14 protein-coding genes and 1 pseudogene are annotated in these 14,262 nt (G+C 68.3%); 11 read left to right on the forward strand and 4 right to left on the reverse strand.

Annotation, left to right across the window (positions count from 1 at the left end):
- Nucleotides 1-24: 24 nt before the first annotated feature.
- From dsbD to nusB, 5 genes are read left to right on the forward strand one after another with little or no spacing between them, the layout of a single operon-like run.
- Nucleotides 25-1,863: a protein-disulfide reductase DsbD gene (gene dsbD, locus TBU01S_RS06520; RefSeq protein ID WP_068635825.1), complete on the forward strand. Its 1,839-nt coding sequence runs from the start codon at nucleotides 25-27 to the stop codon at nucleotides 1,861-1,863.
- Between the two features lie 60 nt (nucleotides 1,864-1,923).
- Nucleotides 1,924-2,535, forward strand: coding sequence for a riboflavin synthase (locus TBU01S_RS06525; protein ID WP_068635826.1), 612 nt, complete (start codon nucleotides 1,924-1,926; stop codon nucleotides 2,533-2,535).
- A gap of 59 nt (nucleotides 2,536-2,594) precedes the next feature.
- Nucleotides 2,595-3,683, forward strand: coding sequence for a bifunctional 3,4-dihydroxy-2-butanone-4-phosphate synthase/GTP cyclohydrolase II (gene ribBA / locus TBU01S_RS06530; protein WP_068635827.1), 1,089 nt, complete (start codon nucleotides 2,595-2,597; stop codon nucleotides 3,681-3,683).
- A 23-nt stretch (nucleotides 3,684-3,706) separates the two neighbouring features.
- Nucleotides 3,707-4,210: a 6,7-dimethyl-8-ribityllumazine synthase gene (ribH, locus tag TBU01S_RS06535; protein WP_068635828.1), complete on the forward strand. Its 504-nt coding sequence runs from the start codon at nucleotides 3,707-3,709 to the stop codon at nucleotides 4,208-4,210.
- Nucleotides 4,207-4,710 (forward strand): transcription antitermination factor NusB, encoded by a 504-nt coding sequence (nusB, locus tag TBU01S_RS06540; RefSeq protein WP_068635829.1) that lies wholly within the window; start codon nucleotides 4,207-4,209, stop codon nucleotides 4,708-4,710. Before ribH ends, nusB begins: the two co-directional genes overlap by 4 nt.
- A gap of 35 nt (nucleotides 4,711-4,745) precedes the next feature.
- Here nusB and TBU01S_RS06545 read toward each other — a convergent pair whose 3' ends face one another.
- Nucleotides 4,746-5,741 (reverse strand): META domain-containing protein, encoded by a 996-nt coding sequence (locus TBU01S_RS06545; RefSeq protein WP_068635830.1) that lies wholly within the window; start codon nucleotides 5,739-5,741, stop codon nucleotides 4,746-4,748.
- A 196-nt stretch (nucleotides 5,742-5,937) separates the two neighbouring features.
- Between TBU01S_RS06545 and TBU01S_RS06550 the strand changes: the two genes are divergently transcribed.
- From TBU01S_RS06550 to TBU01S_RS06570, 5 genes are all read left to right on the forward strand, one after another.
- Nucleotides 5,938-6,534, forward strand: a complete 597-nt coding sequence (locus TBU01S_RS06550) for a YXWGXW repeat-containing protein (RefSeq protein WP_217999578.1) — start codon at nucleotides 5,938-5,940, stop codon at nucleotides 6,532-6,534.
- A 139-nt stretch (nucleotides 6,535-6,673) separates the two neighbouring features.
- Nucleotides 6,674-7,474, forward strand: a complete 801-nt coding sequence (locus tag TBU01S_RS06555) for an amino acid ABC transporter substrate-binding protein (protein WP_068635864.1) — start codon at nucleotides 6,674-6,676, stop codon at nucleotides 7,472-7,474.
- Nucleotides 7,475-7,549: 75 nt separating this feature from the next.
- Nucleotides 7,550-8,200, forward strand: coding sequence for an amino acid ABC transporter permease (locus TBU01S_RS06560; RefSeq protein WP_068635832.1), 651 nt, complete (start codon nucleotides 7,550-7,552; stop codon nucleotides 8,198-8,200).
- Nucleotides 8,201-8,237: 37 nt separating this feature from the next.
- A complete protein-coding gene (locus TBU01S_RS06565) occupies nucleotides 8,238-8,990 on the forward strand; it encodes an amino acid ABC transporter ATP-binding protein (protein ID WP_068635833.1) in 753 nt (250 codons plus the stop codon).
- Nucleotides 8,991-9,126: 136 nt separating this feature from the next.
- On the forward strand, nucleotides 9,127-10,176 hold the full coding sequence (locus TBU01S_RS06570; protein WP_068635834.1) for a patatin-like phospholipase family protein: 1,050 nt from the start codon (nucleotides 9,127-9,129) through the stop codon (nucleotides 10,174-10,176).
- Between the two features lie 53 nt (nucleotides 10,177-10,229).
- Here the strand turns inward: TBU01S_RS06570 and TBU01S_RS06575 are convergent, their stop codons facing one another.
- Nucleotides 10,230-11,552 (reverse strand): DEAD/DEAH box helicase, encoded by a 1,323-nt coding sequence (locus TBU01S_RS06575; protein ID WP_068635835.1) that lies wholly within the window; start codon nucleotides 11,550-11,552, stop codon nucleotides 10,230-10,232.
- A gap of 520 nt (nucleotides 11,553-12,072) precedes the next feature.
- Nucleotides 12,073-12,351: pseudogene (locus TBU01S_RS06580) on the reverse strand (HU family DNA-binding protein); the annotation flags it as partial.
- A 202-nt stretch (nucleotides 12,352-12,553) separates the two neighbouring features.
- On the opposite strand from TBU01S_RS06580, the gene TBU01S_RS06585 reads away from it, so the two are divergent.
- Nucleotides 12,554-13,825: a hypothetical protein gene (locus TBU01S_RS06585; RefSeq protein ID WP_174524511.1), complete on the forward strand. Its 1,272-nt coding sequence runs from the start codon at nucleotides 12,554-12,556 to the stop codon at nucleotides 13,823-13,825.
- On the opposite strand, the gene TBU01S_RS06590 is transcribed toward TBU01S_RS06585, so the two are convergent.
- Complete coding sequence (locus TBU01S_RS06590; RefSeq protein WP_068635836.1) at nucleotides 13,743-14,252, reverse strand: flavin reductase family protein; 510 nt, start codon at nucleotides 14,250-14,252, stop codon at nucleotides 13,743-13,745. The genes TBU01S_RS06585 and TBU01S_RS06590 overlap by 83 nt on opposite strands.
- Nucleotides 14,253-14,262 lie beyond the last annotated feature (10 nt).

Here is a 14,262-nt window from a genome sequence, read left to right on the forward strand (position 1 = left end):
CATCCGCCGCCCCAGAAGAACACGATGCACCGCCTGCTGACCCTGCTTTCGCTGCTTGCCGGCCTGTTGCTGTCCGGCCTGTTGTTGCCCAATCACGCCCAGGCCAACCCGATCGAACCCGAGAAGGCCTTCGCCCTGCGCGCCCAGGCGCTGGATGCACAGACGGTGGAAGTCGTGTTCCAGGTGGCGAAGGACTACTACCTGTACGGTGACAAGTTCCGTTTCGAGTCCGAGCCTGCCGGCGTCGAATTCGGTCCGCCGGTGAAGCCGACCGGCAAATGGCACAAGGACGATTTCTTCGGCAATGTCGAGACCCACCGCGGCGAGCTGCGCATCCTGCTGCCGGTGGCGGCGGTGCCCGAGGGCATGACGCGCTTCGAACTGGTCGCCACCAGCCAGGGCTGCTGGGACGGCGGCATCTGCTATCCGCCGACGACGCAGCTCGCGGCGATCGATCTCGATGCGCCACCGCAGAAGAGCGGCAGCGGCTTTCTCGGCAATGTGCTCAACGGCGGCTTCGGCAGCACCGCGGCATCGGCCGCCAGCGAACCGGCCACGGGTGCCGCCGTCTCCGGCGACGAAACCGGCGACATCGCCCGCCTGCTGTCGGGCGCCAGCGTGCCGCTGGTCCTGCTGAGCTTCTTCGGCTTCGGCCTGCTGCTGGCCTTCACGCCCTGCACCTTCCCGATGATTCCGATCCTGTCCGGCATCATCGTCGGCCAGGGCCACAAGGTTTCGCACGCGCGCGCCTTCGTGCTGTCGCTGGCCTACGTGCTGGGCATGGCGGTGACCTACGCGCTGGCGGGCGTCGCCGCCGGCCTGTCGGGCACGATGCTGACGGCGGCCTTGCAGAACGTCTGGGTGCTGTCGGCCTTCGCGCTGCTGTTCGTGCTGCTGTCGCTGTCGATGTTCGGCTTCTACGAACTGCAGTTGCCGACCGCCCTGCAGAGCCGGCTGGCCGACAGCGCGAGCCACAAGAAGGGTGGCAACCTCGGTGGCGTCACCATCATGGGCGCACTGTCGGCGCTGATCGTCGGCCCCTGCGTCGCCGCGCCGCTGGCCGGCGCCCTGCTCTACATCGCCCAGACCGGCGACGCGGCGCTGGGCGGCTGGGCGCTGTTCGTGATGGCGCTGGGCATGGGCGCGCCGCTGCTGCTGGTGGGCGTGGCCTCGCGCAGCCTGCTGCCCAAGGTCGGGCCGTGGATGGAAGGCGTCAAGAAGGCTTTCGGCGTGATGCTGCTGGCAGTGGCGCTGTGGATGCTGACGCCGGTGATCCCGCCGCTGGCGATGATGCTGGGCTGGGCGGCGCTGCTGCTGTTCTCGGCCATCTTCCTGCACGCGATCGACCCGCTGCCGCACAACGCCAGGGGCTGGCAGCGCTTCTGGAAAGGCGTCGGCGTGCTGCTGCTGCTGTCCGGCGCGGCGATGCTGATCGGCGCGCTGGCCGGCTCGCGCGACCCGCTGCAGCCGCTGGCGGTGCTGCGCGCCGCAACGGCGGCGCCAGTCACCCTGCCGCCTTTCGAGAAGGTGGATTCCATCGCCGAACTCGACGCCCGCCTGGCCGCCGCCGACCGCCCGGTGATGCTCGATTTCTATGCCGACTGGTGCGTGTCGTGCAAGGAGATGGAACGCTTCACCTTCACCGACGCCGCCGTCGCCGAGCGCATGGGCCGGATGCTGCTGCTGAAGGCCGACGTCACCGCCAACAGCGACGAGCACAAGGCGCTGCTGAAGCGCTTCGGCCTGTTCGGCCCGCCGGGCATCATCTTCTTCGACGCCGGGGGCCAGGAGCGCAAGGGCCTGCGCGTGGTCGGCTTCATGAAGGCGACCCCCTTCGCGACCGTGCTGGATCGGGCGCTGTAGCGGCAGGGGCGGGGTTTTTACCCTACAATCCCGCCTTTCCCCTTTCGCGTCAGACCTTTCATGTTCTCCGGCATCGTCGCGGCCATCGGCCGCATCGAACACATCGAGCCGCTCGCGGACGGTATCCGCCTCACCGTCGATACCGACGGCCTGGACCTGTCCGACGTCATCGTCGGCGACAGCATCGCGCACAGCGGCGTGTGCCTGACCGTGATCGAAATGGACGGCCCCAGGCTGAAGTACGACGTTTCGCGCGAGACGCTGAACTGCACCGTCGGCCTGGATGCGGTCGGCAACGAGGTGAACCTGGAAAAGGCGCTGCGCCTGGCGGACCGCCTCGGCGGCCACCTGGTCACCGGGCATGTGGACGGCGTCGGCGAGGTGCTGAAGTTCGAGCCGCTGGGCGAGAGCCACGAACTGGTGATCCGCGCACCCGCGGCGATCGCCGGCTACATTGCCAAGAAGGGCTCGATCACCGTCAACGGCGTCAGCCTGACGGTGAACCACGTCGAAGGGCGCGACTTCTCGATCAACCTGATCCCGCACACGGTGGCGATGACCAACCTGAAGCATCTGGCCGCGGGCAGCCGGGTCAACCTGGAAATCGACCTGATCGCACGCTACGTCGAGCGCATGCTCGCCTGGCGCGGCGAAGACGCCGCCCAGGGCTGAGCAACAACGAACACATGCGCCGCGCCAGACGCCGGCAAGGCAAAAACAAAGGAAACAGCATGAGCGCACTTGCGCCGATTACCGAGATCATCGCCGACATCAAGGCCGGCCGGATGGTCATCCTGGTCGACGAGGAAGATCGCGAAAACGAGGGCGACGTCGTCCTCGCCGCGGAGTTCGTCACCCCCGAAGCGATCAATTTCATGGTCACGCACTGCCGCGGCCTGGTGTGCCTGACGCTGACCGACGAACGCTGCCGCCAGCTCGGCCTGGAGCAGATGGTGCGCGACAACCGCACGCCGCACGGCACCGCCTTCACCGCCTCGATCGAAGCCGCCACCGGCGTCACCACCGGCATTTCGGCCCACGACCGCGCGCGCACCGTGCAGGTCGCGGTCGCCCGCCACGCCAGGCCCGAAGACATCGTGATGCCGGGCCACATCTTCCCGCTCACCGCGCAGAAGGGCGGCGTGCTGATCCGCGCCGGCCACACCGAGGCCGGCTGCGACCTCGCCCAGCTCGCCGGACTGGAGCCTGCCGCGGTGATCTGCGAGATCCTGAAGGACGACGGCACCATGGCCCGCCTGCCCGATCTCGTCGAGTTCGGCAAGACGCACGGCCTGAAGATCGGCGCCATCCGCGACCTGATCGAATACCGCGCCGCCACCGAACACCTGATCGAAAAAGTCTGCGAGAAGGAAGTCGATACCGCCCACGGCCGCTTCACGCTGTCCGCCTTCGAGGACAAGACCTCGGGCGACGTCCATTTCGCCCTGTCGCGCGGCGACATCGCACCGGAACGCGAAACCCTGGTGCGGGTGCACGAACCGATCTCGGTGGTGGACTTCATCGACTCCGGCAGCAGGCACCACAGCTTTCCGGTCAATGAGTCGCTCGCCGCGCTGGCGGCGGCCGATGCCGGCGTGATCGTGCTGCTCTACCGGCCGATGTCGGGCCGCGAACTGCTCGCCAGCCTGAACGGCGCGGAAGACCGCCCGGCGAAATGGGATGCCCGCCTGTTCGGCGTCGGCGCCCAGATTCTGCGCGCGCTGAACGTCGGCAAGATGCGGCTGCTCGCCAGCCCGCGCAAGATCCCGAGCATGGCCGGCTTCGGGCTGGAAATCACCGGCTTCGTTGGCAAGAACTGACCGCCCCCCCAAGAGACTTCCGCATGCAACGCAACCAATCCGAAAACGCCCGCCAGGGCGCCCGCTACGACGGCATCGACGAAATCGACCCCGACCTCGACGGCGCCGGCGTGCGCGTCGGCATCGCCATGGCACGCTTCAACCTCGACATCTGCGAAGGCCTGCTGTCGGCCTGCACCGACGAACTGCTCCGGCTCGGCGTCGCGCGCAGCGACATTCGCATCGTCACCGTGCCCGGCGCGCTGGAAATCCCGCTGGTACTGCAGACGATGGCGAAGAGCGGCAAGTACGACGCACTGGTGGCGCTCGGCGCGGTGATCCGCGGCGAGACCTACCACTTCGAGCTGGTCTCCAACGAAATGGGCGCCGGCATCACCCGCGTCGGCCTCGACACCGGCCTGCCGATCGCCAACGGCGTGCTGACGACCGAGGACGACGACCAGGCCATCGCCCGCATGAGCGAGAAAGGCGCCGATTGCGCCCGCACCGCGGTGGAAATGGTCAAGCTGCTGAAGGTGGTGGGATGAGCGGCATCGACGACGCCAAGCCGGCCGCCGACGGCGCGGCCGCACCCAATCCGACGAGCAAGATGGCACGCCGCCGCGCGCGTGAGCTGGCCTTGCAGGGCGTCTATCAATGGCTGCTGTCGGGCAACACCGCAGCGACCGTGCAGCGCCACCTCGAAGCCGAAAGCGAAAACCTCGACAAGACCGACCGCGAGCTCTTCGTCAGCCTGCTGCGCGGCGCGATCGACAGCGCCGATGAATTGCGCGCCTGCTTCGAGCCGCTGCTGTCGCGCCCGGTGGCCGAGCTGTCGCCGATCGAGCACGCCATCCTGCTGCTCGGCACCCACGAGCTGCGCCACAACATCGAAACGCCCTATCGCGTGGTGATCAACGAAGCGATCGAACTGGCCAAGGGCTACGGCGGCACCGACGGCCACAAGTTCGTCAACGGCGTGCTGGACAAGACCGCCGCCCGGCTGCGCCCCGAGGAAGTCGAAGCCGCCCGCGCAAACCGCGGCTGAAACCGCCCGCGCGGGCGCTGCTTGCGCCGCTGCTTTCAGTCCCGCCGGGCGCGCACGATCGCGCGCTCGGCGGACTTGAGTTCCAGGCTGCCATCGGCGGCGATGCCGAAGCCATCCACGATGGCAAGCGCCGCATGGAAGCGCTGCTCCTCGTCCATCAGCGCCGGCGCGCAGGCCATTTTCGTCCCGGCCAGTTGCGACAGCTTCAGGCCTTCGCCCGACAGCGCGTAGCTGCCGCTATAGCGGTTGCAGGCAGCGATGCCGAAAACGCGGCCGTCGCCGCCGAACGCCAGCGTCACCCGCTGCGGATCGGCGACCCTGCGGCCATCGATCTCCACCACCTGCCAGGGCTCGCCCTGCAGCAGTTGCGCCGGATCGCCGCCGCATCCTTTCAAAGTCTGTCCCTGCCAGCCGACTTCGACCTCCGCCGGATGCGGCATGCCGCTCATGCTGTCCACGCACGGGCGATCGACCACGGTGGCCGACAGTTCGCCATCGAGCGTGTCGGCGCGGTAATGGCGCACCCCGCCCGCCTCCTCGACCAGCGGCCCCGGCGCGACCACGCGCGTCTCGCCCCAGTCGGTCAGCAGGATCAGGGCCCTGGTCGTCACGTCCAGGCGCCAGGAGGGTTCGTTGCCGACGGCGCGGAACAGGCGATCCTCGACGATCAGCCGGCACTCGGGCTGGCTCACGCCGGCCAGCTCCAGCATCGCGGCATCGCCCTTGCTCCAGAACACCGTGCGCTCGTCGTCCACCGCCACCAGCTTCACCCCCGACGCGGCGATTTCCTGGCGCAAGGCCCAGCTCCGGCCACCAGCGTTCAGGCTGGCGCCGTCGCCCAGGCGGCGCAATGTCACGACCGTGTCGCCGCAGCGCCAGCTCTCTTCCTGCGAAGTCGCCGCCGCCATGCGCTGGACCGCAGGCGCCGGCTCCGCCGGCCCGGCGGTTGCGGCCTTGCCGCCGAACAGACCGCAGGCGCTCACGGACAGCGAGGACAGCACGCAGACAGACACGTTTCGGACCAGACTCATCGGACATTCCTCATTCGGGTGAAAGCCGCCTTGCGGCGGCGGCAGGCGCCATTCTGATACAGGGCAGCCGGTACGCCGCCAGGCGGCCGGACACCTTACAACTGATTACCTTGCCGACTGCGCCGGGCACGGGATTTCTTCTACCGTCCGCCTGTCAATACTGCGCACACTCCAGCCTGGACGAAGGACGCCGACGATGAAAGCCCCATGGTCCCCGACGCTGGCCGCCATGCTGATGCTGTTGCTGGCCGGCTGTACCGTCGCCCCCCACGAGCGCAGCTACGGCTACAGCGGCTACAGCTACGGCTACGGCGGTTACGGCAGCCCTTACTACGGTCGCGGGCCCATCATCGTCATGCCCGCGCCGCGGATCGAGCACCGGGGCCCGCCGCCCGGCCCGGGCCATGTCTGGATCGGCGGCTACTGGAACCGCATCGGTGCCCGCCACGACTGGGTGCCCGGCTACTGGGCGCCGCCTGCCCGGCATCCACGGCCGCCGACGCATCCCCAATGGCAGCCCGGCCGGGACCGCATCGAGCACCATCGCGGTGACCGCGGCCGCGAGCCGCCGCGCCTGCGCCCGCCCCCCAAGCCGAGCATCGACCACGGTGCCCGCCCGGATCGTCCCCGCGCACCCGGTTTCGGCGAGAACCGCCGGCCATCCTTCGAAGCGCGCAAAGGCGAGCGCGGCACACGGGCACAGCCGGATTTCCGCCGCGGCAAGGACGTTCGTGACAGCCGCGGCAGGCCCGGCGACAGGCAGCGGCCTTCGCTCCACATCGACCGCCGCTGAGCCCGTGGGCGACATCCCTGCTTCAGCCGGTTGATCCCCCGCCGCATCACGGCGAAAATCACGCCTTCGGCGCCCGCGGGTGCCGAATCGCGGCGTGCAAGGCTTCTGTGCGCCCTCGATCACTCTTTCGGGCAAGACCATGAAGAAATTCTCCTCGCTGCTGATGCTCTCCCTCACTGCCGGTGCCCTGCTGGGCGGCTGTGGCAACAACGACGCCACCCCGGCCGCGCAATCCGGCGCGGCAGCCGCCGTACCGGCGAAGATCGTCGTCGGCCTCGACGACAACTTCCCGCCGATGGGCTTCCGCAACGAGAAGAACGAACTGGTCGGCTTCGACATCGATCTGGCGCGCGAGGCCGCCAAGCGCCTCGGCGTGGAAGTCGAGTTCAAGCCGATCGACTGGAGCGCCAAGGAGGCCGAGCTGAACGGCAAGCGCGTCGATGCGCTGTGGAACGGCCTGACGATCACCGAAGAGCGCCGCCAGAACATCGGCTTCACCACGCCCTACATGGAAAACCACCAGATCATCGTGGTGCCGGCCAACTCGCCGATCAAGGCCAAGGCCGAACTGGCCGGCAAGGTCATCGGCATCCAGGACGGCAGCAGCGCCATCGACGCCGTGCAGAAAGACCCGATCTCCGGCTCGTTCAAGGAACTGAAGCGCTTCGGCGACAACGTCACCGCGCTGATGGACCTGGCCACCGGCCGCCTCGACGCGGTGGTGCTGGACGAAGTCGTCGGCCGCTACTACACCGCCAAGAAGCCGGACGACTACGTGGTGCTGGACGAGCACTTCGGCACCGAGGAATTCGGCGTCGGCACGCGCAAGGACGATACCGAACTGCTGGCCCGGCTGCAGAAGGCCATGGACGAGATGAAGGCCGACGGCAGCGCCGCCCGCATCTCGAACGAATGGTTCGGCAAGGACATCATCAAGTAAGTCCCGGCCGCCCCGTCCCTTTCCTTCTTCGGTTCCGCCGGGCTGGCGACACGGCCCGGCGGACGGGCAGGCCGCATGGACTACATCCTCAGCATCATCGGACCGCTTGCCGAAGGCTCGCTGGTCACCCTCAAGCTGTTCTTCATCACGCTGGCGCTGGCGGTGCCGCTCGGGCTGGCGCTGGCGCTGGTCCGCATCTCTCGCTTCACCGTCGCCAGCCAGGCGGTCAATGGCTACATCTGGCTGATGCGCGGCACGCCGCTGATGCTGCAACTGCTGTTCATCTACTTCGCACTGCCCTTCGTGCCGGTGGTCGGCATCCGCCTGCCCGACTTCCCGGCGGCGATCGTGGCCTTCGCGCTCAACTACGCAGCCTACTTCGCCGAAATCTTCCGCGCCGGCATCCAGTCCATCGACCGCGGCCAGTACGAAGGCGCCAAGGTGCTCGGCTTCTCCTACGGCCAGACCATGCGCCGCATCGTGCTGCCGCAGGTGGTCAAGCGCATCCTGCCGCCGATGAGCAACGAGACCATCACGCTGGTCAAGGACACCTCGCTGATCTACGTGCTCGCCCTCAACGACCTGCTGCGCGCCGCGCGCGGCATCGTGCAGCGCGACTTCACGATCACCCCCTTCGTGGTCGCCGCCGCCTTCTACCTGCTCATGACTCTGGTGCTGACCTGGTTCTTCCAGCGCCTGGAGAAACGCCATGCCGTCTATGACTGAGGCTGCATCCATCGCCAGTTCGGCAGCAACGAGCCCGATGATTCTCGCCGACGACATCCACAAGCGCTTCGGCAGCCACGAAGTGCTCAAGGGCGTGTCGCTGACGCTGGCCAAGGGCGAAGTGATCGCGGTGATCGGCCCGTCCGGCTCGGGCAAGAGCACCTTCCTGCGCTGCCTGAACCATCTCGAGACCATCGACGCCGGCCGCATCGACATCGAAGGCGACACCCTGGCCGCCAACGATGCGCAAGGCCGCGCCCGCTACGTCGCCGACGCCGAGGTGCGCCGCATCTGCGCGCGCATGGGCATGGTGTTCCAGCACTTCAACCTGTTCCCCCACCTGACCGTGCTGCAGAACGTGGTCGAAGCGCCGATCACCGTCAAGGGCATCAAGCGCGAGGCGATCCTGCCCAAGGCCGAGGAACTGCTGAGGAAAGTCGGCCTGCTCGACAAGCGCGACGCCTACCCCTCGCGCCTGTCCGGCGGCCAGAAGCAGCGCGTCGCCATCGCCCGCGCACTGGCGATGGAGCCCGACATCATGCTGTTCGACGAGCCGACCTCGGCACTCGACCCCGAACTGACCGGCGAAGTGCTGCGCACCATGCGCCAGCTCGCCGACGAGCACATGACCATGCTGGTGGTGACGCACGAAATGGGCTTCGCCCGCGAAGTCGCCAGCCGTGTGGCCTTCATGGACGGCGGCAAGCTGATCGAATCGCAGCCATCGGCAGCGTTCTTCGCCAATCCGCAGCATCCGCGCACACGGGCGTTTCTGGAGAGCATGCTGTGAGGGGCCGCAGCCGCCAATGAGCGGCAGCGCAGTCCGGGCATGCCGGGCAAAAGCCGCAGCAAGGGGTGTGATAGCATGAATTGTGCACCGCAACAATCACGATACCCCTCATCGACTCTAGCCCGGGAGAATGCCCATGTTCGGAAAACTTCTGCGCGCCGGACGCGACGATCCGGCGCCTCCCCTGAGCCTCGCCCTCCAGGGCGGCGGTGCGCACGGCGCCTATACCTGGGGCGTGCTCGACCGCTTGCTGGAAGACGGCTGGCGGCTGGACGGCGTCAGCGGCACCAGTGCCGGTGCGATGAATGCGGTGGCGCTGGCGCAGGGCTGGACCACGGGCGGCGCCGAAGGCGCGCGCGCCGCGCTGGACGCCTTCTGGACGGCGGTGGGCGACAGCACGCCCTTCCATCTCGACCTGATGCACAGCCTGAACCCCGCGCAGGACGGCGGGCTGCCGGCGCCGATGAACATGATGCTGGGACTGGCGCGGCTGTTCTCGCCCTACCAGCTCAACCCTTTCGAGCTCAATCCGCTGCGCGACGTGGTGCGCGCCCAGTTCGACTTCGAGCGCCTGCGGCGAAGCTGCCCACTCAAGCTCTTCATCGCCGCCACTCAGGTGCGCACCGGCAAGGTCCGCCTGTTCCGCACCCGCGAGTTGAGCGAGGATGCGCTGCTGGCTTCGGCCTGCCTGCCCACGCTGCACCACGCCGTCGAGATCGATGGCGAGCACTACTGGGACGGCGGCTTCACCGCCAACCCGGCAATCTACCCATTGATGTACGAGTGCACGACGCCGGACGTCCTGCTCGTGCTGCTGAATCCGCTGCTGCGCAACGACGCGCCGCGCAGCGCCGCGGACATCGCCGCGCGCAGCCTGGAGCTGGGTTTTTCCACCACCTTCCTGCGCGAGATGCGGATGATCGCGCACGCCCGCAGCTATGCCGGCGAAGCGAGCCGCTGGCTGCCGCGCGGACGGCTGGAACGCAAGCTGATGCGCCTGCGCTTCCATCTCATCGACGCCAGGGAACTGGGCGCCATCGGTAGCGACAGCAAGCTCAACGCCTCTACCCGCTTCCTGCTACACCTGCGCGAGCTCGGCCGCGCGCGGACCGGTGAGTGGCTGCGCCGCCACCGGCGAGACATCGGCCAGCGCGAGTCGGTGAACCTGGAGGCGCTGTTCGCCTGAAGCGCCGCGCCAGCTCGGGTCACCGGCGCTTCGAGTCACCCCAGGCGTAAACTTCAGCCACGCGAGCCACGGTCGAAACGGCCGCCGTGGCCGCGCTCGCTGCGCGAGGCCTGGCCTTCACCACGGCCATAACCGCCCGCACTGCGGCGGCTGTCGCCACCCGGACGGCCATAGCCGCCGCCATTGCCGAAACGACGGCCGCCATTGCCCCCCGGACGCGGGCTGGACGGCCGGCGCGGCGCCGGCTCCATGCCGGGGATGGTATGCACTTCCAAACGGCCGCCGGTAAAGCGCTCGATGGCACGGATCAGGCCGGTTTCGCGCGGCCCCGACAGCGTGATCGCGACGCCGTCGCGGCCGGCACGGCCGGTACGGCCGATGCGGTGGACGTAGTCCTCCGCCTGGCGCGGCGGGTCGAAGTTGATGACGTGGCTGATGCCGGCGACGTCGATGCCGCGCGCGGCGACGTCGGTCGCCACCAGCACGCCGATGCGGCCCTGGCGCAGGCGGTCGAGCGTGCGGTTGCGCTGGGTCTGGTGCATGTCGCCGTGCAGCGCGGCCGCGGCAATGCCTTTCTCCTGCAGCGACAGCGACAGTTCGTCGGCGCTTTTCTTGGTGGCGGTGAACACCACCGCCTGCTGCAGGCTGTCGTCGCCGAGCAGGGCTTCGAGCAGGCGGTTCTTGTGGCCGATGTCGTCGGCGAACATCAGGCGCTGCTCGATCTGGCCGCGGTCTTCCTTGGCGACTTCGATCTCGATGCGCTGCGGCTCGCGCGTCATGCGCGCGGCCATGCTGCCCACCACGCCGTCGAGCGTGGCCGAGAACAGCAGGGTCTGGCGTTTGGCCGGGGTGGCGGCGACGATGGCGTCGATGTCTTCGGCGAAGCCCATGTCGAGCATGCGGTCGGCTTCGTCGAGGATCAGCACTTCGACGTCGGAGAGCTTGAGCTTGCGGCGGTTCAGGTGGTCGAGCAGGCGCCCCGGCGTGGCGACGACGACGTCGCACTGGCGCTGCAGTTGCTTGACCTGCGCGAACATCGGCGCGCCGCCGACGAGGCAGGCGGTCCTGAGCCAGCGCAGCGCCTTGCCGTAGGTCTGCACCGCCTTCTCGACCTGCAGCGCGAGTTCGCGGGTCGGCGTCAGCACCAGTACGCGCGGGCCGCAGCCCTGCGCCGGCCGGCGGTCGACGATGCGGTGCAGCGCCGGCAGCGTGAAGGCGGCGGTCTTGCCGCTGCCGGTGTGGCTGGAAACCAGCAGGTCGCGGCCGGCGATGGCGGCGGGAATGGCCTGCATCTGCACCGGGGTCGGCGTCGTGTAGCCGGTCTGTTCGACAGCCTGGAGAAGTTCTGCGGCGAGGCCGAGGTCGTGGAAAGTCATGTTCTTGTCCTGTGTCTGGCGTGCCGGCCTCGATCTGGCGAAGGCCGCACGGATTCGAGCTTCCCTGCAGGGCAGCTCATGGCATCGCGCCGCACCGTGCCAGCCTGGCTGGAACGGGAGCGGAGTCGCAAGGGCAACGAACGCGCGATGGGCGTGGCTGGTCCTGACGGCCGGAGGCCGCAAGGACCGCGCATCGGCACCAACCGGTTGTCACGATGCCAGACGATCGGAAGAACGAATGGGAATTCGGCGGGAGGTCGGGGGCGATGGGGCTGTGGTTACAGTCCCTCGGGCCAGGTCGGCGGGCACCCTCGTCCGCGCCGAAAAACTCCATGGCCCTGCTGCTGCATTGCACAACGCGGCGGAGTATAGCGCTTTTCTTCGCCGCTGTCGCCCGGAAACGGCGAAAGTGCTTGACCATGGGTCGAGCGCGAGACAAGAAAAACGGGCCTGGCGCCCAGCGCTCAGACCCGTTCTGGCGGAGGTCTCCCCCCGCGGGCACAACTTTGCTTACTTGCGCTTACTTGTTGACCGCGGCCTTCAGCGTGGCGCCGGCAGTGAACTTGGGCACGCTGGATGCGGCGATTTCGATCGTCGCACCGGTCTGCGGGTTGCGGCCGGTACGGGCAGCGCGTTCGGAAACCTCGAACGAGCCAAAGCCGGTGAACGCGACTTTTTCACCCTTGCCGAGCTGCTCGGCGATGATGTCGAGCACGGCGGACAACGCACGATCGGCTTGCGCGCGAGAGACATCCAGACGGTCGGCCAGCGCTTCGACGAATTCACCTTTGTTCATGCTTTTCCTCGATTGGTGTGTGTGGAATTTGGGAAGTCCTGTCTACGCGGCGGATTCTAGCACCGTCGCGGCTTGTGGAGCATTTCCCGGCAAACATGCGTGACATCTTCCATGCACGCGGCACGCGCGGCGACACCCGCACGACTCGGACCGGGACTTCCGCGCTATCCTTGTGCCTCGAAGGAATACGCGCCCCGAGGGCCTCATGTCGCAGCACACGCCAGCCGACGGCGACCCGTTCATCCGCATCACCGCTCACCGCCGCGGCGGGTGCATCGTGTCGACCACGATCACCATGCCGGAACAGGTGCCGCCGGGCGCGCTGGCCATCGGGCTTGCTCCCGAAGCCGCCGCCGAAGCCCTCGGCCGGCATTTCTGCCACAGCAACCGGGCCCATGTCCACGCCGTCACCGCCGCCTCTGCCGCCGCGCTCGGCCTGCCTCCCGCGGACTCCGGCAGCCTGCTCGCGGGCGAACGCGAGCTTGCCGCCGAAGCGGCCGACGCTCATCTCCGGAGGCTGCTGATCGACTGGCCGCTGTGCCTGGGCATGGACGCCCGCCCCAGCCGCCATGCCGAATTTCACCGCCGGTTGTCTGCCGGGACCGATGCCGCCGCCTGCTTCGAGCTCGGCGGCGACATCCTCGACCTGGTCTCACGCGAGATGCTGGCCGGCTTCTTCAACAACATCCGCCTGCCGCACAGCATGGCCGAATTCGCCGAACGAGCCAACCGGGGCGGGATTCTGGGCACAGCGCTGCACGAGATGATCAATCTCGGCCCATCCCAGCCCAGCCAAGGGCGGACTGTGCCCATTCTGGGCAAACTGAGTGCCGCGGCCTGGGTTTCCGCCATGGGAGATTGGCCGGCCGCCGAGTTCGTCACCCATCCGACTTTCGCCGGCGAGCCCGCCGAAACCGGCCCCTTGGCACGCCATGCCGTATCGCCCCTGGTCCGGCTGCTGCTCGAACGTGGCCACCGCGTATCGGCGCGGCTGTTCGCCAAGGCGATCGACCTGGCCGATTGCGCCAGCCGGCTGCGCCATCCCTTCACCGACGACGTGCCACCGATGCTCGACGCCGTACAGGCATCACCCGGCATCGGTCTGGCGCGCGTCAGTACGGCGCGCGGCGTGCTGCTGTGCTGGGTGCGCATCGAAGCAGGCCTGGTCGCCGACTGCGCGATCGTCCCGGCCGAGGCCTGGAACTTCCACCCACAAGGGCCGTTTTGCCACGAAGCCTGCAGCGAGACGGCGGAAACACCCCAGGCAGCATTCCACCGCCTGTCACTGCTGGCACTGGCGCTCGATCCCGCTCGGCCCTGCAGCATCGACGTGGCCGACGAAGCACCCAAAAAACGTGGCCGCAGCGCAAACCCCCGCCGCGCCCCAGGACCGCTCAGGGCGCCAGGCGCCGGTAGCTGCCGCCGAAATACACCAGCGGCGCACGCTCGTCGCGATCGAAGCCGATCACCTCGCTGATGAAGACGACGTGGTCGCCCCCCGCATGGCGCACGGTGTTGCGGCAGATGAAGCGGGCGCAGCAGCCCTTGAGCAGCGGCACGCCGCCCGGCCCCTCGTCGATCTCCAGCCCGGCGAACTTTTCACCCATGCGGCCGGCAAAGCGCTGCGACAACTCGGCCTGGCCTTCGGCCAGCACGTTGATGGCGTAGTATTCGCACCCTTCGAACAGCTCGCGGCTGGGCAGGCTGTTCGCCAGGCTCCAGACGATCAGGGGCGGCTCGAGCGAAACCGAATTGAAGGAATTCACCGTGAGGCCGATCGGCTCGCCCGCCGATGTACGGGTGGTCACCACCGTGATCCCGGTGGCGAACATGCCGAGGGCGTTGCGGAAGCGGCGGGAGAAGTCCTCGCCGGAATCCGGCTGCGGGGCGATCTGCTGGGTCATGGACGAAACG

Origin of the sequence: Thauera butanivorans NBRC 103042 (genome assembly GCF_001591165.1) — a bacterium.
GTDB classification, from domain to species: Bacteria; Pseudomonadota; Gammaproteobacteria; order Burkholderiales; family Rhodocyclaceae; genus Thauera; species Thauera butanivorans.